Below are 19,400 nucleotides of genomic sequence, written 5' to 3' on the forward strand. Positions count from 1 at the left end.
ACTGGAGGAAATCCTGATAAATCAGTCTCGTACTCATCGGCAATTAATATAGCAGGAGCTTTTCCCGTAAAATGCAGCAGAGCGAATACGAAAATAGCACAAAAAGACAGCGATCATTCGCTGTCCTTTTGTGCTTTAGTCTAGTAAGTCAGACTCTGCACCTATTCCCGATATTCCGCGATGCTAAACGGCTGCCGTCACTTCCGCCGGGTCCGCGCTATCACTTTTTGATTTGCGGTGGGACAAAGTAAAGTAAATGTAAGACAGCACGGCGAATAGGATGGCAATACCCGCCATAATCGCCATATATCCGCCCACCTTTCCGTAATCGCCGCTTGAGATGATATCTCTAAAGCCCGCTACCGAGTAGGTCATCGGCAGGAATGGCGATACCTTTTGCAGCCAGCCTGGAACAAGCTCGATCGGGAACGTGCCGGCAGAGCTGGTAAGTTGAAAAATCAGCAGAATAACGGCGATAAAGCGGCCTGGATTGCCCATTGAAGCAACCAGAAACTGAATGATCATCATAAAAGTAATGCTCGTTAGAATCGAGTAAAGCAAGAACATGCCCATGCTCTGAACCTCAAGCTTCAACACATATATCAGCGCCGCGTCTGCGATAAGCGCCTGAATCGTACCGATAAGCGCCAAGGTGAGCGCCTTGCTCCAGAACCAGCTCCAGCCGTTCACCGGACGAACCGCCGGCTCGCGAACCGAATATACGATAGTGAGCAGCATCGCTCCGACATATAAACCAAGCGATAGGAAGTAAGGCGCAAGCCCCGTACCATAATTATCAACCTCGGTCACCTTCTCTACATCAAGCTTCACCGGATCGGAGAACATATCCACCATCGCATCCGTCAGCTTCATGCCGGAAGTTTTACCGGATGCCTCATTCAGCTTGCCGGACAGCTCCTGCGTCCCGTCCTCCAGCTTCAATAACCCGGAAGCCACTTGCTGCGCACCGTCCTCAAGCTTAGCGGAGCCATCCACGAATGGCGTTACGTTTGAGGAAAGCTGCGTTAGTCCAGATGCCAGCGCAGCTGCGCCGCTATTAAGCTGCTTGGCGCCCGCCGCCAATTTTGCACTGCCGGCGTTTGCTTCAGCAAGCTTCGTACCAAACTGCGTCATGCCGCTTGTGAACTTCTCCGCTCCAGCAGCTAACTGCTCGCCGGCAGCTCCCAGCTGTTTGCCGCCAGCCGCCGCTTCCGTTGCCTTCTTATCGAGGGTTCCCAGACCGTCCGACACCTTCACAAGTCCGCCGCTCAGCTTTGCCGCTCCGCCGCTCAGCTGCGCTTGGCCTGCCGAAGACTTCTCAAGGCCCGCCGCCAGCTCCCGGCTCGCTTTCAATAAAGAGGCGAAGCTTTCGCTCTCCACCAGCTGCGGATTCGCCTGCCCAAGCTGCGCCAGCCCATCAGCCAGCTGCGCCGCTGCCGCATTCAGCTGCTCCTCGCCCGCAGCCGATTCCTTAAGGCCGTCCGCCAGCTGCCCCGCAGCCTGCTGCGCGTCAGCCGCGCCCTCCGCCAGCTGTCCGCCCGCTCCGGCCAACTGCGCCAAGCCGTCGCTCAGCTTCACCGCTCCGGCCCCAAGCGAACCCGCGCCATCGCCAAGCGATGCGGCTCCCGCGCCAAGCTGCTGCTGCGCAGCCTGAAGCTGCGCCAGGCCGCTGGCCAAGCCGGCAGTGCCCGCGCTCAGCTCGGCACTTCCCTTGCTAAGCGCCGCGCCGCCATCGTTCAGCTTCGCGACCCCCTCCTGCAGCGTCACCGATCCGCTGACGAGCTTCGCAAGATTTTGCTCGATAAGCACCGCTCCATCCTTCGCCTTCGTCGTGCCGTCGGCGATTTCGCCGGCGCCGTCGCTCGCTTTGCTAATCCCGTCCGCAAGCTCTTCCATTTGCTCAAATACGGTGCGCGTATAAGCCGACGTCACCTCTTTACCCAGCTCAGTCTTCATCGTGTCGACAGCTTTGCTGCCGATCTGCGAGGCAAGAAAGTTGTAGCTTTCGTTAGCCAAATACGTCAGCTGTGCCGGTGTCGGCTCATCCGAGGTAAGCGATGTCGTTTTCTCCGAGAAATCCGCCGGAATTTCAATCGCCATGTAATAGCGGTGATCCTCAATTCCCGCCTCCGCCTCTACCTTGCTGACGAAATGCCACTCGAACTTTTCATTTTCCTTTAACTGTTCCTCAAAATCATCGCCGATATGCATCATTTCATCATTATAGACATAGCCTTTATCCGCATTGACGATGGCTACCGGCATTTTATCCAAGTGTCCGTACGGGTCCCAAAATGCCCCTAGAAACATCGAGGAATACATAACTGGAATCATCAGTACGCCGATAACAGATATCAGCAGCATTTTGTTGCGTGCGATGCCGGATAATTCCTCGCTAAACTGCTTTAACCCTCTGAACTTCAAAACGTCCACTCTCCTTTTTACTGATTGACCACTTTTGTCACTTGGTCATTTTAAGCCGTAAAAAAAGGCATCCAGGCTATTCCGGAGCCAATCCTACTTGCATATAAAATCGCAATTGTTCTGCAACTTGCTTCTTATCGAGCGGTTCATGCGTTTTTTTCCATTCCACGGTGAGCGCCATATACAGCCGCAGCATAACGAATGCCGTCATTTCCGGATTACACGGCTTGATCTCGCCCTTATCGATGGCCGATTGCACCTGCTGCTGAATGTAGCCGACGACTGCCTTCTCGATTTGCCGCATGCCCTCTACCGCCATCGGCGTGCCAATCTCGCGCACCTCATGCGACAGCTTCAGCGCCAGCTCGTGCTCCTCGCGGAATTCAAGCAGCTGCTCCAGGACAGCGTTCAAATTTTCGAAAAAGCGCCGGTTCGGATCAAGCACCTTCTCCGCCACCTGCTTCATTTCAATGATGAGCTTCTTCATGATTTCATGGAACAGCTCTTCTTTATTCGCAAAAAACGTATAGATCGTACCCTTGCCCACATTCGCAATCTTCGCGACCTGATCCATCGTCGTCGCCTTGTAGCCAAACAAAGCAAACGACTTCGCCGCCGCTTCCACAATCTGCTGCCGCCGATCCACTGCCATGCCGGCACCTCCGACCTTATAACTTCTCGCCCTCTCAAAAACTGACCAAAAAACTAAAATGGTCAATTTGACTGAAGTAATCATAGCATGCTCTAATTCTGATTGCAAGCATCATCACTGCGATTGGTATAAGTCCGAGAAATCCTATTCGCCCAAAGATGACTTTCCCCGGCAAAAAGAGCTATAATACTCATACTGTTACAACTATTATCTGCATCGCAGAATAAAGGAGTGTTTCCCTTATGTCATACAAAGAAATTACGTCCATCGAAGAATGGAACGACGTTTACGAAGGCTCTGCCGCCCATCCGCTCATCGTGTTCAAGCACAGCACGACTTGCCCGGTTAGCGCGAACGCTCATCAAGAGTTTAACCAATATCTTGAAGGCAAACCGCGGGAAGATGTTGAATACGTGCTCGTTAAGGTTATCGAGTCGCGTCCCGTTTCCAACCAAATCGCCGAAGACACATCCGTGAAGCACGAGTCGCCGCAAATTATTTTTATCGATAAAAAAGAAAAAGTGTGGACGGCTTCCCATTGGTCGATTACGAAAGCCCATATCACAGCCGTGCTCGACTAATACCTGGCGGCAACCGCTCAATTAAGCTGCAAACGCCCAGCCCTTCGCATATAAGCGAAAGGTTGGGCGTTTTTTATAGACAAGCAGCTAGTACGGCAGTATAAAAAGTTAATTTCCTAACGGACTGCTTGTAATGTAGAGCACGCCCAAAGGATTATCATTACGGTCATAGAACACGACTCGATAGTAGGACGAGAGATTACTCTCGGAAAATTTCTTAAAGGTTACCAATGTCCATGAACCGCCTGCCGAATCGTATACGATGCCATGATACGGCATGACAGACACATTATTCACCGTATCGCTTATACTGCCCGTAGGTTCAAACTTTAAATAAGCGAAGTTCCGGATCGCCTCCGGCAAATTTTGTTTATCCAGTGTTAAAGCGACCCCTGATTGGGCAGCGAAGATAGATTCCTCGTTATATGCGGCGATCTCTTCAGCGGTTACTAATCGAAGGGATGCTCCCGACATGTCATTTCCATATACCGGAATCGCAACACCAGGATTATTAGGATCGATTACACTTGTATCCTCTCTCGGGAGGCGCCTGATCAGGACAACATACATTTGGTGCAATCCTGAAGGCAGCGTATTTTCGATCGTCACATATTCATGCTGACCGGCATTGAGCGGAACGGAAAAATATTCATTACCCTCTCCGTCGTTCTGCGAAGTTACAGGATCAAATCCTATCATACGCTCCAGTACTACTGTCACGCTTGCGCCCGCAACGGCCGTTTCCGGTCTAAGAACGACTTCATCGACCGTATTGGGAACCAGAATCTCGTAATAGATATGATTGGGATCGAAACCTTCACCCACTATTTGTTCAGGATAGGCAGTCCTCTTCTTCAAAGTATAACCATCCACGCCCAATGACTTTAAATGCACGTTGTACGATTGCACCTGCTGCACCGCGCTCTCAGCCACAATTGCGTGGGTAGAGACATCTACGATCTGTATTTTAAAAGAGTAGACACCCGGCTTTGCAATAATATTCCATGAGGTATGGTGCGCGAAATCGGACATTAACGATTCAATCGTTTGACCGTCCGCAGCTCCGAAGCCTGCTTTGACGATGTCTGTGTAGGCGCTGCTTGTTTGGTCATAAGCAAACAGCTGCAAGCCGTCCACTTGTCCGCCATTCGATGCCGAAATGCCGCTGATGATTAAACGAACATTTCCAGCATAATGCTTGCCTACATTCTGCTTCACTCTGATGCCTACTTCGGAAGACATGGTCGCAATGAAATACATCGGATCAATGACAAGGTTGCCGTTCGAATCAACTAACTTGTTATTCGCATCGACAGCTAGTATATCAACGTCGGCAATATGCAGCGGTTTAATATCCGACGTTATCTCATACACATTTTCCGTTGGTACCGAATTTGGCACCACAGCGCTCCCTCCTCCACCATCGCCGCCGATTGCGCCAGGCACTTCTGCTGCCGCACCTTCGCCTTCAACTTTAGCCGGCTGCTTCTCGAAGCTCGTATTTTCTCCGCCTTTGTTGACAACGGCTTTCTCGATCGCGCCCTGGCCAGTCAACTTCGCAACGGCATCCAGCACAAGCTGGGCGACTTTTGCGGCTGCATCGACATGTATAACCACTCCTTCGGCTGATTCATGGGCTACAAGACTGCCAATCGTTCCGGCCTCCACATTGAGACGAATCGCAGCCGAGTAAACGTTCACGTCAGAGAAAGAGCCTACAAGCTTGACCTCCGTATTGGCCGGAAGCTCTTTGGCCAGCTGCACTGCAGTGAAGCCAGTCCCCGTCAATCCGCTTTCTTCCACAATCGTCGCAGATTGCACAGTAACCGATTGAACCGCAGTTGTCCCCTCGGCCACAATACGAACCGTGCCGCCCTTCTTATTCACCGTAATATGTACAAGAACGGAGTCCTTAAGATGAACGGAGTTTTTGCCTCCTCCCGAGATCGCAGTCGTCCCGTTCACGGTTACTTTGTTCAAATGAACATCGCCTTCGCCAACAGCCGCCGTCAGCGTCAAGCTTCCTTCTATAATCAAATTCTGAAGCGTAACGCCCGGTGCTGTTACGACAACGTTTCCTTTGATCGTTTCCGTACCGGTCTCCGGACCGTACACACCCGCCGCGCTGTATTCAACTGCAGGCTTTAAATGATCAAGCGCTTTCTCCAAAACCGTTACACTTTCCGCACGTGTAAACTTTCCTTTCGGAACGAAATTGCCATTCGGGTAACCGTTCATGATTCCGGCATCTACGAGAGCGGCAATGGACGCTTCGCTCCAGTCCCCAATAGAGGAGGCATCTTTGAATGAAGATACGTTAGCCTCCTTGGTATCGTCAACTTGAAGCAATTCGGCAACCATGCTCGCCGCTTCTTCCCTTGTTACTTGTTGATTCCAGCGAATCGTACCGTCCTCATAGCCTTTCACATAACCTGCTTTAACGGCAATCGCGATTTGTTCAGAAGCCCAATTCGAACTGGACAAATCGGTAAAGGATACCGTTTCCTTCTCATTCAGATTAAATGATCGATTGATTAGCGTCATCAATTCAGCACGCGTAACAGGACGGTCAGGCTGAATAGCGCCATCCTCATAACCCTGCAATAATCCGCTGGCCACCCATTTACGCAAATCGTCCTGTGCCCAATGCCCTTTCGTATCGTCAATCGAAACTTCCATTGCAGACGCAACAGGCACTGCTGATAATGCCATCGCCGAAATGACGGCACTGCTTAAAGCTTTCCTCATTCGTGTAAACAAAGACAACTGCTCCGCCCCCTACTAATCAATAGCCCTTTTCCCCTACTATTTTGAAATACTAGAAGAATAAAGACTCATTTATTATAGCAAACTATACTCTTAAATAGAGTAATTTTTGGAAATAATAAATAAAATAATATATTGATTACTTCAGTAATAGTTTTCCTTATAATACGTACGATCCCGATCATTTGCTCTGCGAGTCAGCTGCCTGCTGCACGGATCAAACCGAATACGTATTCCACGATAATCGATGATTTTGTATATAATGCCATTACATAGACACTTGCATTACTATTGGCGAGAAGATAGGAAGATAAAATAATAAACCTGTGGATGTACGTCGTCTTTTGCGCCTGAATGGATTGCCGCAGTTATTAACCGCAATAATAATTGAGCTTGCGTGCATGTAGATATAAACTCTAGTAAAGTAAACCACGTAAATATTTGGCATGGTTTACTTATTTCATATTTCCCAACGGGATGTTAACCACCCCATCCATTAAGACATGCCCGCCAAGCACCCGTCGGCATAAATGGATAAATCCATTCAGCAAAAAAAATGATCATAAATCCCAATTCCTATTATATAATGGGTAAGTAATTATACGATGCGATCACGAAAGGAATGGTACGAATGTTTGGAAAATTAGCTGCAGACGCGCTTGGATTGAGTGACATTGGGGCGATTATCAAGCCGGCAGATTTCAGCAAAGCCGATTCTGACGATTATGTCATGCATGAAGATAACGAGAAAATCTATTTTCTCATTAAATCGAAAACCGACGAATACTGCTTCACAAATCTCGCACTTATTCATCTGGACGGCACAAGCGCAATAAGCAAGAAGCGTATGCTGAAGCGCTACTCCTACAGCTCCAACCAGATTTCACAGGTGATGCTGGAGACGGCAGGCACGGTCGATCTTGACGTCGAAATCAAGTTCAATATCGGCTCCGTCCCTTTCACTATCGACGTAAACAAGAAGCATATCGAAGAGCTTAAGGATCTGTACAAAGCTTTGATCAAAATTTCCGAAATTACACGCGAGAATGAAATTTCGCTTGAATATGCAAGGCGCAGCCTGGATCTCGCATCCACTACGCTGCAGCAATTCCACAAAGGCGACTTCAATGTCGTCGAGCAGTTCGACGGACTGAACAAATCCGCCTTCAACTGGCTTGTTAACACGCATAAGCAGTATCGCGTGAAGGATTTCGGCGCGATTTTCGAGCGTTATATCAATAACTAATTCGCCGCCATTTACGCGGCCTCACTTAGCAGATCGGCTGATTTCAGCTGATCTGCTTTTTTGCGTGCGGATGGCAGCGTTTTAATGTTATATAACCTCACATAAACATTGCGCAAATCTTACTTTCACGTATATATTTAAAAGAAAGAGTAACGCTTATATCACATCCGAAGAGGTGAATCGACTTGCCGGGAGAACTTATATTAACCGTAGATGATGAAGTTAGAATTGGCGAGCTCGTAGGCATGTATTTAACCAAAGACGGCTTTCGCCATTTGAGCGCAACAAGCGGAAAGCAAGCGATCGAGCTTACCGAAAACGAGCAGCCTTCGCTTATTGTGCTCGACGTCCTGCTTCCCGATATGGAAGGCTATGAGCTATGCACCAGGCTGCGGCAAAAGACAGATGTCCCGATCGTTTTTCTCACCTGCAAGGACACCGAAATCGATAAAGTCGTTGGGCTAAGCGTAGGCGCGGACGACTATGTCAGCAAGCCTTTCAGCCCGGTCGAGCTGGTCGCACGCATTAAAGCACAACTGCGCCGCAATCGGATCGTTCACAATCGGCAAGCCGAAGAAGCACCTTCCACTATTATCTCCTCCGCGCATGTTCAGCTGCACGTCGATGCGCATGAGGTTTACGTAGACGGCAAGCGAATCGAGCTGTCCGCCAAGGAGTTTCAACTGCTCGCTTACCTCATGCAGAACGCGCGCCAGGTGCTTACAACCGAGCGTTTGCTCAGTCATATCTGGGGATACGAGAGCAGCCTCGACACCAAAACCCTTCAAGTGCACATCGGACATTTGCGCAAAAAAATCGAGAGCAACCCGTCTTTACCCTCGCGCATTATAACGATACGCGGCATTGGATATAAATTCGATGAATCGGTTTAAGGGCATTAAGATTCTCCTTCGGCCGCGCACCTTCGCCTTCCAGATGCTCGCGGCTATGCTGACTGTTTCCCTTATCCCGCTCTTGCTATTATCCGTATTCGCCGGCCAAACCGTCACCTCGCAGCTCAGTCATTTCAATGAGCTCAATACCGCACTGATTGAAAAAAATTACATAAGCATGTATGAAGCAAACATCGAAGAGCAGGTTCGCGCCATCGATACCGAGCTGCGCCTTGTTGAAGATGCGGTCCTGCTATCCAAAGCGCTCGCCGAATCTATTTTCTCTACCGAAAATCATTCGGACGTGCAGCCTATCGCCTTCATCTATGATTCAGAGAAAAAACGGTTTACCGAACAGCATTCCGAAGGCATGGGCGTCATATCGATCCGAACGGATAACCCGGGCCAGTATCCATCGCCGGAACAGGCTTACGATTTGGCGCTAAGCAAAGCTCTGTTTCCGTTATTCAAATCAGAATCTTCAAGGAAGAAGAACATCGTATCGATGTATTATATCCATCCGAAATCCGGCTCCTTCTACTATCCGGAGTATACCGGCCAAGAAACAGGGGAGCTATCCAAACCGATCAATGCGCTGACGTCGTACAACTTTTATTCCGACGCCCTAAACGTCAGACCCAAAACAAATCAAGTCGCGTGGACGAAGCCTTACCTCGATATTACGCCAAGGGGCTGGATGTTCACTGCAACGACGCCCGTCTACGATGAGCACCGCGTCCTCAAAGGGGTCGTTGCGGCTGACGTGACGATTGAGCGTTTCGTAAACAACGTGCTGGATACCAGGTTCGCCGACGAGGACGGCATCGCGCTGCTGCTCGATACCGATCACGAGCTCATCGCCGCCCAGCAGCACGGCGCGAATGAAATTGAACAGCTGGATTTAGCCGCCCTGTTCAACAAGGATACGTTAAACAGCTTCCGCAGCATGCAGCTTCACGGTCAGCAGAAAGTTGTATTCAGCCGGTCCATCCCGTCGACAAATTGGATACTCGGCTATATCATTCCGGAGCATAAGCTCCTTGATCCGATCCACTCCGCCACCGAGAAGCTCTCTATCCAAACGGGCGATCAGCTCTTCGCCCAGCTGACCCTGCTCGGCTTAGTGGCCGTCTGCCTATCCGTCATGCTCTCTTTTTATTTGCGCTCCAAGGTTTCGAGGCCCGTCAATTTGCTTGCCGGCGCGTTCGCCGAAATGGGCGAGGGCCAGTTCACATCTGCGCTCAATGATACGCGGACGCTCGAATTCAATCAGCTGCTGCACTCCTTCAACCGCATGTCGCACAAAATCCGCGAGCTCATGGAGCAGCAGACGGAGCTTAACCAACAGCTCGAGCATAAGGTAGAGCTTCGTACGGAAGAGCTGCGGGACATGAATAACGAGTTGGAAGCGCGCGTAGATGAGCTCTTGCGATTAGAGCATTGGCGCAAGGAGCTGTTCATGAATATCTCGCATGATTTGAAAACGCCGATTACCCTTATCCGCGGTTACATCGAGGCGATAAATGACGGTACGATTAGCGGAGCAGATACAGGCATTTTTTTGCGCAGAATTTACGAGGACATTCAAACGATCAATCAATTCGTCCGCAATTTAAACGAGCTGAGCTTATTGGAAACCCGGCAGCTGGAGGCCAAGTTCACCGTTATCGAAGCGGACTCCTTATTTAACGACATGATTAGGAAATGGGAAGCCTATATGAAGCTGGAACGACGCCCCTTTCATGCTAGGCAGCTTGCAACCGGCGGCCGCTTTCGCGGAGATCCCCATCTCGTCATTCGGGTAGTCGACAATCTGATCGATAATGCAATGAAATATTCAGAAGCCGGCAGCCCGATTGCCTTTACATTCGAGCTCACGGGTCAAGCCGCAACTTTCCGCGTCATCGATACCGGAACAGGCATACCGGAGGATGCTCTGCCTTATGTGTTCGACTCCTTCTACCGGGTGGATAAATCAAGAAACAGCGGCATACCCGGAAGCGGTCTCGGTCTATCGATTGCCAAAGAGATTACAGACATCCATGGCGGCCAGCTAACCGTCAAGCCGAATGAGGAGAACGGCCGCGGATGCATTTTCTCCCTCACGCTTCCGCTGCTGATTGCTTAATTCAGAAAACCTGTGCCTACATACAAACAAAACAGTCCGTATATCTGCCTTAGGAGCAAATGTACGGACTGTTTTTTAGCTATAAAATTTACTCTACCTTCTTCAAATCCAGTGTAGGCGTCTCGTTAAAGAAGTTGAACGGCTTTATCATTGCGGTTACCCATTCCGTAGGCATGATCGGGAATTCCTCTGCCCGCATGACATGCGTCGTTCCTGTCGTCAGCCATACAACCGTATCCTTATTCTCAATGCTGCGGTTTTGCTGCGTCCATAGCCCAAGTCCAGTGTCTTTATTATGCGTCGTATATTTACCCTCGGAATATTGCTCCTCTTTCTTGTAAGGCGTTACCCAAATATGATTATTAATGAATTCCGCACGCTTCAATACATAGTCTGTTCTCGTGAAGAGCGGCTCCTCCATGAATGGATGAGTGCCTCCCGCATAAGGCATAACCTGATAGCCCGTTGCATAGCCAAGCTTGTTTTCTTTGGTTGTGTTCGTCACCAGGACGATTTTGTCCGGATCAAACTTCTGAATAGCGTCCTGCTCAACCTTGTACGTCTTCTCGACCGTAATCATCTCGCTGCGCGCAAATTCCGGGTTTTTAACCGATACCGCTTTCGGCAAAATCTCCCCGACGGAGTTGGATGCGCCGTCCACGTCCAAATCAAGTCTGTAGCTAAAAATATGCTGATGCGTAGGCGCGACAATATTCTCATCGACGAGCTTGCCATTACGCGTATCGTTCACCGCAGTCTTGTCGTCCATCGACTTCGTCTCTACCGCTTTGACCTGAGCAAGGCCCGTCGCGCCAGCCATTAGCTTGATGGAACCATTTTGCAGAAATACCCAGTCAAGGACGTAATCATAGTTGCCAATCGTAGCGATGGCGCGCAGCACGAGCTCGCGGCGCTCTCTCGCTTCGCCGTTATGCGACCATTCCGGGTCCGCATAGCGTTCGAACAAGGCAAACGAGTTTTTAATAACTTTCGCTTTGCCTGCCGTGTCATTGATTGCTGCATCGAACAAAGTCGCGTTCTTCGGCACATCGGACCCGATGTTGAGCGTACGAGTCGACATGCCTACGCCGTATTCGCCGGCATCCATAAATATTTTGTACAGCCACGCTGCATCAGGATCGCCATAAGGAACCATCATGCCGCCGAGACCGCCTTCATACATGATCTTGCGTTTGTTTCCATTCTCGGTGTAGGACACGGTAGAAACCATTGGTCCTACACGCGGATCCAGACGGAAGTGGAACTTCCAGTTCTGCCAATCCACCATCGTTCCTTTGACCGAGAAGCTTGCGCCTTGCGGCTGGCTGATAATGAGCGGCTTAATTTCGTTCGTCCGCTTCGACTTGATCACCTTCGTGTAATCGTTAGGATCGGTCGGAACCGGAGGATTGCCCGATTCGTATATTTTAAGCACTTTTTTCGCGTTCAAATCCACGAGGAAAGCGAGACCGTCCATCGGGTGAGCGAAGTTATTAACCGCTCCCTCGATCTTCGGACGCGGAACCGACATGGCCAGACGCGAGCCAGGCGGCGTAAGCTCCGGACCATAGTCGCCTAGCGGACCGTCCGCGAAGGTTACTTTGTTCAGGTCCGTTATGCCATGCCTTGCGAGAGCGGCTACCGCATCCTTATCTTTTTCGACGATCGCTTCAGATTGACCCCATTCCGTGTATAACGGCCAGCCCTGTTTGACTTCCTTCCAATACACGACCTTATCCGTATCCAGATTTACCGTGCCTTCATACGGCTTATTCCCCTTTATAAGAGTGAATGTCGCTTCCCTTGGAAGCTTGGCGCCGCCGGCATCATCCCAAGCCCATACCTTCAGCTTCTCCGGCTCCTCCAGCTTAATTTCAGAAAAATACATATCCTTGCTGCCGTATTGCGATTTTCTAATAATGCCTGCCGCCTCTTCGATCTCTTGCGGACTTAGCGGATTAAGCGGATGGTAGACGATCTTGTCGATCTCCGCAGCGCTTAACCGCCCTAAACCAAGCGCACCCGGAAAAATATTAATAGAAGCAATAACAACGGACGCCGCGATAATGGATACGATTAGTTTTTTCTTTCTCATAGTTTCCCTCCAATTATGATTTCTCTCTTTCCGTTTATTCCAGGACCTGCTCCACGCTCCTATTCACGCCTCCACCGCATCCCCCTTTTCCGTTTGTCGATGTTACATACTCTAACATCTGAAGGTAATAAAATACGGACGTAAAGGTAAAGCAAACTTAATATGTTCACCCGTTTTCGGTAAAACTTTGCAACTGCAAAAAAAACCTATCTACAAAAGCAGCGCCCTCCGCTTCCGTACGGAAGCCGAAGACTGCTTGAATAGATAGGCTTTTCACCAATGCCGCAAAGACTACACTTGAATAACGAACGGTACAATAAACGTCTGACCATTACGTTGAAATTGGCCCCACAATTTATACAACCCACCCGTAGGAAAGCTGACGCCGAACACCGCTTGCGGCCCCGATGAAGCCCAATTGAGCGGATGAATATGAATGAATTGCCGCGCGGATTGATCGACCGCGACGACATGCCCGACCGCGCCGAGGTAAAGCTCTAAATCCTCTATCGGTTCCCCCGTCCGCTCGTCGGTAAACGTATAAGTCATGCTCAACTGCGTCTGCGGCGCGGGTTCTTCAGCAAATTCAAGCTCCACTCGCATACCGGCAGCACTGGCAACCAAATGTTCACTCGGCCTCAAGATCGACGGTTCAGACGGCTCACCCCGTACATTCACCTCGCCCATGCGTGTCAGTTCATTCATTCCCTTCGGCAAAAAATCCGCATAAAGCTTATATCCGCCTCCCGCAGGAAACGAAATCGGCACCTCAAACGTCCCTTCACCCTCATATTCAGGATGAATATGCTGGAACTGCTGCAAATCCTCGCTTACGACAATGAGATGAAGGAGCTTCTCGTTGGTAACCTCAAAATCATTGACTACCTCGCCTTTACCATTCATAACGGTTAAGGAAAGCAGCGACGGCGCGCCCGCGACCGGCGCACCCTGCGGCCAATCAAGCTGCATCCGCACACCCTTCTCCGCCGCCGATTCCATTCCCGGACCCGAATGCCGATGCGCCAGCGACAATGCGTATGGATCAAGAAACGGGTCCGATAAATCTCCCGACGCATTGGACCGGTTCGCCCCCTGCAGCAGGAATGCCGCCGTCAAAGCAATCATAAGCAGCGTTATCATCAGCGTCCACTTGTACCTCACCATCCCAATCCCCCCATAACGATAAATTCACTATGAAGTCATTGTATAGGTACCAGGTAAAAGTAAGGCCGCAGCAACGTAAAGTTAAAGTAAAGTCTTTATAAAATGTACTTACATCCCATAAGCATCCATCGCCGCTTGCAGCGATCGGCCCGCTTCCAGCTGATGGCCGTGGCGCAGCAGCACTGCTTCCAGCGCGCTAAGCGTGAAAAGCACGTTTCGCTTGCTGCAGCTGTACCCCATTGTGCCGATGCGCCATATTTTACCCTTCAGGGGACCGAAGGAGCTGGCGATTTCGATACCGAAATGGTCAAGCAGCATCGATCTGACGGATTCGCCGTCTACCCCGGCGGGTATTTCAATACACGTTACGACGGTCATTTTGCAGGACGGGTCGCCATACAAGCGCAGGCCCATCGCCTCCAAGCCGGCAATCAGCGCACCTTCGTGCTCGCGATGCCGGGCAAAACGCGCCTCAAGCCCTTCTTCCAGCACGAGACGCAGCCCTTCGCGCAGCGCATAAAGCATCGAGGTCGCTTCCGTATGATGATTGAGCCGCGCCGGACTCCAATAGTCCTGAAGCTGGCTCAAATCCAAATAATTGCTCTGAATCGGGCGCAGTACCGAATCCTCTCCGCCATCTTGGGGCAGCAGCCCTCTTTCAATTTTTTTGCGGCTCTGCAGTTTCGCTTCCGCCCGTTTATTGTACGTGACCGGAGCCATGCCCGCCGGTACGGATAAGCATTTCTGCGTGCCGCCGATTACCGCATCGATGAGCAGCCGATCCGTCGCTACTTCGATACCTCCAATCGTAGCAACCGCATCTACAACAAATAGCGCGTCAACTTCCCTGCACACTTGTCCTATGCCTTCTAACGGCTGCAGCCTTCCCGTCGACGTCTCGCCGTGGACAAGCGCCACAAGCTTAGGCTGATGCTCCTTAATGGCGCTAATGATTTCCGCGGTTTCAAATACGCTGCCCCATTCCTTCTCCAACGTCACGATCTCCGCGCCGCACCGCGCCGCAATCTCCGTCAGCAAATGGCCGAACCGCCCGTAAATCGGCACAAGCACCTTATCGCCAGGCTCTATTAAACCAACGAGCACCGCTTCAATTCCGGAACGGGACGTCCCGTCCACCGGGAATGCCCACTCGTTATCCGTCTTGAACAGTTCCCGCAGCATCCCCATCGTTTCATTCATTAACGACGTAAATTCAGGATCAAATTGTCCCAATATCGGAAAAGACATCGCCCGCAGCACCCGCGGATCGACCTCCACCGGACCCGGTGTCATAATCGTCCGCGGCGATGGCGATAAATCCTTATAAACCTTCATAACTCTTCCCCCTCATAGCCTAGTCGATAAAGCAGCTCTGTTAGTACGAGTACGCCAACCGCAAGCTCACAGGGCTCCGTATATTCCTCAGGCGAATGCGAAATGCCGCGTCTGCTCGGAACGAACAGCATGGCGGTCGGACAAATATGCTCAAACATTTGGGCATCATGTCCCGCTCCGCTTACCATCCGTTTCGAGGAAATGGCCAGCTTTCCGCAAACGTCGTCCATTTGCTTTTTGAGCTTGTCGTTCATAGGAACCGGCTCTTCCCTGAACCATTCCGTTCCTTGAATGACAAGCTGCCGCTGGGCCGCTAAAGAGTTAAACTCCTTCATCACCCATTGGCAAAAGCTATCGAGCGCCTGCTCATCATCATGGCGCGCATCTACCGTAAAAATCACCTTGCCCGGCACGACATTCGGCACATTCGGCTGCACCTGCAGCCTGCCAACAGTCGCCACAAGCGGCGCTCCGACCCGGACCGCCTCTTGGCGGAGCGCCTGAATCATCACACTCACACCCTCAAGCGCATCCCTTCGCATATGCATCGGCGTCGTTCCCGCATGATTGGCTTCGCCGATCACCTCAAACTTCAGCCTCCGCTGGCCCGCAATCGTGTCTACCACGCCGATAGCTATGCCTTCCTTCTCCAGCACGGCCCCCTGCTCAATATGCACTTCAATAAAGGCTCCAATATCGGAACGCCGGCTTTCCCTGCCCGTTCCCTCGCCAAAGCCGCAACGCTGCATCGCATCCGCAAAAAATACTTCATACGAATCCTGCAAATGGACGATTTGCTCGAAGTTCCGTTTCCCGGCAATGCTGCCCGAGCCCCAATAGGCCATCGGAAACCGGCTGCCTTCCTCCTCGCAGAGGGAGACGATCTCAAGCGTCCGCTTCGGCTTTCCGAATTGCCGCTGCAAATAGTCCAGCGCAAGCAGACCGGCCGCAATGCCATAAGCCCCGTCATACATGCCGCCTTGAACAACCGTATCGATGTGGGACCCTGTTATAATAGAAGGCGCATCCAGATCCTCGCCCTGTAATTTTCCGAATAAGTTGCCGACATTATCAAATTCCGTCTTAAGGCCGCAGCCTGCCATTTTCTCCGCTAGCGCCAACTGCGTCTCCAGCCAGCCGTCCGTGTAAAGCAGCCGCGTAATGCCGCCTTCTTCATCCGGGCTAAATGCAGCCAGCCAATTCAACACTTGCATAACCTGCGTCTCAAAATACGATAACAGCTGCTCCTTCTCTTGCGGAGAGAGACATACACTTCGCTCCATAGCTGTTCCTCCTATTCTGTTAGCAAAATCTATCTCACCCACCGGCCCGGCTTGCTTTCGCCGAGTCCCGCATCTTCGCCGTATACCTTCTGACCGCGCAAATAAGTAGCCGTTACTTTGCAATGAAGCTCTTCTCCAATATAGGGACTATGCTTGTGCCGTTGATACAATTGCCCCTCTTCCAAAATATAAGACTTGTTCAAATCGATTAGAACAAGGTCGGCGTCTGCGCCAATTCGTATTTCACCCTTCGCGGCCTGTAATCCAAACCGGCGGGCCGGGCCGGCTGCAAGCAGCTCGCTTAGCAGCGTAAGCGGCAAGCCGCGCTTGACATGCCCTTCTCCGATAACGAGCTCCATCGAGCTTTGCGCGCCGGCAATGCCGCCCCAGGCATCGAAGAAATTGTCCGCTTCCTTCATAGAAGCCGGACAAGGCGAATGATCCGATGAAATCATATCGACACGGCCTTCCGCTATGACCCGCCAGAGCTTCTCCCGCTCCGATGCGTCCCGCAGCGGCGGCGAGCACTTGGCGACCGCGCCCTTACGTTCCAAATCCGCCGACGATAAGGTCAAATAGTGCGGACAGGTTTCCACCGTTACATTCAACCCGCGCCCGCGCGCCTGCGTAATCAAGTTAACGCCAGCCTCGCTGCTAATATGGACAAAATGAAGCGCGCAGCCCGTCTGCCCGGCATAGAACAGCGCCCGGTTAATCGCCTCCAGCTCGGCAATAATTGGCCTTGAAGCCACGTAATCGGCCGGAGCCAGACGCCCATCCGCCCGCATAGCTTGGCCCAGTCTGGCAACAATCGGCTCACTCTCGGCATGCAGCGCAAGCACCTTATTCAAGCTTGCGATTATTTTCATCCCCTCGAACAGCGTATAATCATCTACCTCGCGGAACGCATCTTCGCTCGGGTCGCCCGGCGATGACATAAACGCTTTGAAGCCGACGACTCCCGCCTCATGCAGCGGAATTAACTCATGCAGCTTCCCCGGCACTAATCCGCCCCAAATGGCGTAGTCCACATACGATCTATCTTTCGCGGCGGCAAGCTTTTGCTCCAAGGCATTCACGGTAACCGTAGGCGGAATACCGTTCAGCGGCATATCGACATAGGTCGTGCAGCCGCCGGCCGCGAGCGCCGCGGAACCAGTCTCAAAGCCCTCCCATTCGCCTAAGCCAGGCTCATTCAGATGCACGTGAACATCGATCATGCCGGCCATGACGGTTAGTCCAGCCGCATCCTGAAGCACAGCCGCATGCTCAACATCCAGCTCTTCGCCAAGCTGAACGATCTTTCCCGCTTTTATGCCAATATCGAGTACCCGCACCTCATCCCTTAATACGACAGTGCCGTTCTTGATAATTAAATCCAGCTTATCTTGTCCGCCCATCTAACACCCCTGCCTTTCTCGATGTATGGTTAACAAAGCCGTCTATACGCATATACACTATGATCAAGTTTATGAGTCAATCCAGCCAAAAAGCTCACTACACTAAATTTTCTCCCTCGAACAACGATCCGCCAGCTTAGTGAGTTCAACTTCACCGCCACGATGCTATCCTCATGGATCATGAGCTTCCCCCACTCCTTTCGCCAAATACCCCCCGACATCCTTCTAAACAATCAAGACCGCGGACAACGAGGTCAGCGGCCCGATTTCCCTGTATCGCATGCTGCCCGAAACCCGGCCAACTTGCTCCAATTTCATCCTTCTATTCCTTCAGCTCCGTCACGATCAAGCTAGGATCTACTGCCTTCAGCAGGCTTAGATCATGGTAGGATGCTGACGCCGGAATCGTCTTGATGTTGCCGACCGACTTCAGATACTCGCCGACAGCAGGGCCGTTGCTGCCGTTCACGTAGGTGTCTCCAACCTCCATCGAATACACGTTACGGCTCATAATTTGCGTAAGCTCGTCCTCGGTAAGGTGCAGCTCAGGAGCCAGCGTTTTGATCGCTTCCTCACGGTTGTCATTGATGTAATCCGTCGCTTTCTTCAAAGCCCGCAGCACAGCCTTCAGCGTGTTCGGATTTTTCGCAAGGAAATCATCGGATACTTGGATCGTCGTATGCACACTCATCCAGTTCACGTCGCCTTGCTTGTCAGGCAGCTCGCTCTTCGTTCCGCTGAAGAGGAATTTGCCGCCGCCTTGGATCGCCTTCGTAATGAACGGCTCCCAAGCAGCCATCGCATCAATGTCGCCCTTCTCCAAAGCAACGACCGCATCGCTCGGCGCCAGGTTAACGTATTTAATTTTGCTTGCGTCTACGCCCAGCTCTTTGGCCATGTTGTTGATGGCTATCGTGACGTCAGCGCCGCTCGGAATTCCGATCGTTTTGCCCTCGAGATCCTTCGCGCTCTTCAGTTCAAGCTTGCTGGATCCTACCACTGCTTGCGTGCCGGCAATTTGTGCGAGCGGAGCAATGATTTTGACCGGAATATCGGTTGATTTAAGAATAATATCCATAAAGTTCGTTTGAATACTTACAGGGGCGCTGCCGCCGGCAACCATCGGTCCGATATCCGGGCCGCTCTCGATCAGTTGACTCGTTACGTTAAGTCCTTCTTCTTTGAAATAACCAAGCTTATCGGCAATAATTTGCTGCGAGGAGATTTGAGCGTCACGAACGCCAACCAGTGTCAAATCCACCGTCTCCAGCTGCGTGGAGGCTGGCGCATTCGATGCCGCGCCTTCGTTCTTATCCGCCGGAGCAGCATTGTTGCCGCCGCAGGCAGCAAGCACGAATGCTAATGTTGTGAGTACAATTGCAGATTTGAACCAATTTCCCGTTTTTTTCATCGATATTCCTCCACTTTTCTCT

General features: G+C 51.3%; 13 protein-coding genes. 4 read left to right on the forward strand and 9 right to left on the reverse strand.

The genetic code is table 11. The features are described 5' to 3' along the window. Positions 1 to 183 precede the first annotated feature (183 nt). Positions 184 to 2,424, reverse strand: a complete 2,241-nt coding sequence (locus AC0YNZ_RS17020; protein ID WP_475827737.1) for a YhgE/Pip family protein — start codon at positions 2,422 to 2,424, stop codon at positions 184 to 186. Between the two features lie 76 nt (positions 2,425 to 2,500). Next, a complete protein-coding gene (locus AC0YNZ_RS17025; RefSeq protein ID WP_475827738.1) occupies positions 2,501 to 3,076 on the reverse strand; it encodes a TetR/AcrR family transcriptional regulator in 576 nt (191 codons plus the stop codon). A 242-nt stretch (positions 3,077 to 3,318) separates the two neighbouring features. Between AC0YNZ_RS17025 and ytxJ the strand changes: the two genes are divergently transcribed. Next, entirely contained in the window at positions 3,319 to 3,657 is a 339-nt protein-coding gene (ytxJ, locus tag AC0YNZ_RS17030) for a bacillithiol system redox-active protein YtxJ (protein ID WP_475827739.1), read from the forward strand. Positions 3,658 to 3,765: 108 nt separating this feature from the next. On the opposite strand, the gene AC0YNZ_RS17035 is transcribed toward ytxJ, so the two are convergent. After that, the gene (locus AC0YNZ_RS17035) at positions 3,766 to 6,423 is read right to left on the reverse strand and encodes an S-layer homology domain-containing protein (protein WP_475827740.1); all 2,658 of its coding nucleotides are present in this window, start codon (positions 6,421 to 6,423) and stop codon (positions 3,766 to 3,768) included. Positions 6,424 to 7,054: 631 nt separating this feature from the next. On the opposite strand from AC0YNZ_RS17035, the gene AC0YNZ_RS17040 reads away from it, so the two are divergent. The 3 genes from AC0YNZ_RS17040 to AC0YNZ_RS17050 all read left to right on the forward strand — a co-directional run bounded on the left by AC0YNZ_RS17040 (position 7,055) and on the right by AC0YNZ_RS17050 (position 10,690). Then, a complete protein-coding gene (locus tag AC0YNZ_RS17040) occupies positions 7,055 to 7,669 on the forward strand; it encodes a PH domain-containing protein (RefSeq protein ID WP_475827741.1) in 615 nt (204 codons plus the stop codon). A gap of 185 nt (positions 7,670 to 7,854) precedes the next feature. Next, the gene (locus AC0YNZ_RS17045) at positions 7,855 to 8,562 is read left to right on the forward strand and encodes a winged helix-turn-helix domain-containing protein (protein WP_475827742.1); all 708 of its coding nucleotides are present in this window, start codon (positions 7,855 to 7,857) and stop codon (positions 8,560 to 8,562) included. After that, complete coding sequence (locus tag AC0YNZ_RS17050) at positions 8,549 to 10,690, forward strand: sensor histidine kinase (protein WP_475827743.1); 2,142 nt, start codon at positions 8,549 to 8,551, stop codon at positions 10,688 to 10,690. Before AC0YNZ_RS17045 ends, AC0YNZ_RS17050 begins: the two co-directional genes overlap by 14 nt. An 88-nt stretch (positions 10,691 to 10,778) precedes the next feature. Here AC0YNZ_RS17050 and AC0YNZ_RS17055 read toward each other — a convergent pair whose 3' ends face one another. From AC0YNZ_RS17055 to AC0YNZ_RS17080, 6 genes are all read right to left on the reverse strand, one after another. Beyond that, positions 10,779 to 12,785 (reverse strand): copper amine oxidase, encoded by a 2,007-nt coding sequence (locus tag AC0YNZ_RS17055; protein WP_475827744.1) that lies wholly within the window; start codon positions 12,783 to 12,785, stop codon positions 10,779 to 10,781. 291 nt (positions 12,786 to 13,076) lie between these two features. Next, complete coding sequence (locus tag AC0YNZ_RS17060) at positions 13,077 to 13,949, reverse strand: hypothetical protein (RefSeq protein ID WP_475827745.1); 873 nt, start codon at positions 13,947 to 13,949, stop codon at positions 13,077 to 13,079. Positions 13,950 to 14,057: 108 nt separating this feature from the next. Beyond that, the gene (locus AC0YNZ_RS17065; RefSeq protein ID WP_475827746.1) at positions 14,058 to 15,284 is read right to left on the reverse strand and encodes a pyridoxal-phosphate-dependent aminotransferase family protein; all 1,227 of its coding nucleotides are present in this window, start codon (positions 15,282 to 15,284) and stop codon (positions 14,058 to 14,060) included. Continuing rightward, positions 15,281 to 16,567, reverse strand: a complete 1,287-nt coding sequence (allC, locus tag AC0YNZ_RS17070; protein ID WP_475827747.1) for an allantoate deiminase — start codon at positions 16,565 to 16,567, stop codon at positions 15,281 to 15,283. Before allC ends, AC0YNZ_RS17065 begins: the two co-directional genes overlap by 4 nt. A gap of 29 nt (positions 16,568 to 16,596) precedes the next feature. Then, on the reverse strand, positions 16,597 to 17,967 hold the full coding sequence (locus tag AC0YNZ_RS17075) for an allantoinase (RefSeq protein ID WP_475827748.1): 1,371 nt from the start codon (positions 17,965 to 17,967) through the stop codon (positions 16,597 to 16,599). A gap of 322 nt (positions 17,968 to 18,289) precedes the next feature. Further along, a complete protein-coding gene (locus tag AC0YNZ_RS17080; protein ID WP_475827749.1) occupies positions 18,290 to 19,378 on the reverse strand; it encodes an ABC transporter substrate-binding protein in 1,089 nt (362 codons plus the stop codon). Between the last annotated feature and the right edge of the window lie 22 nt (positions 19,379 to 19,400).

It is taken from the genome of Paenibacillus sp. J2L1-98 (genome assembly GCF_056269405.1).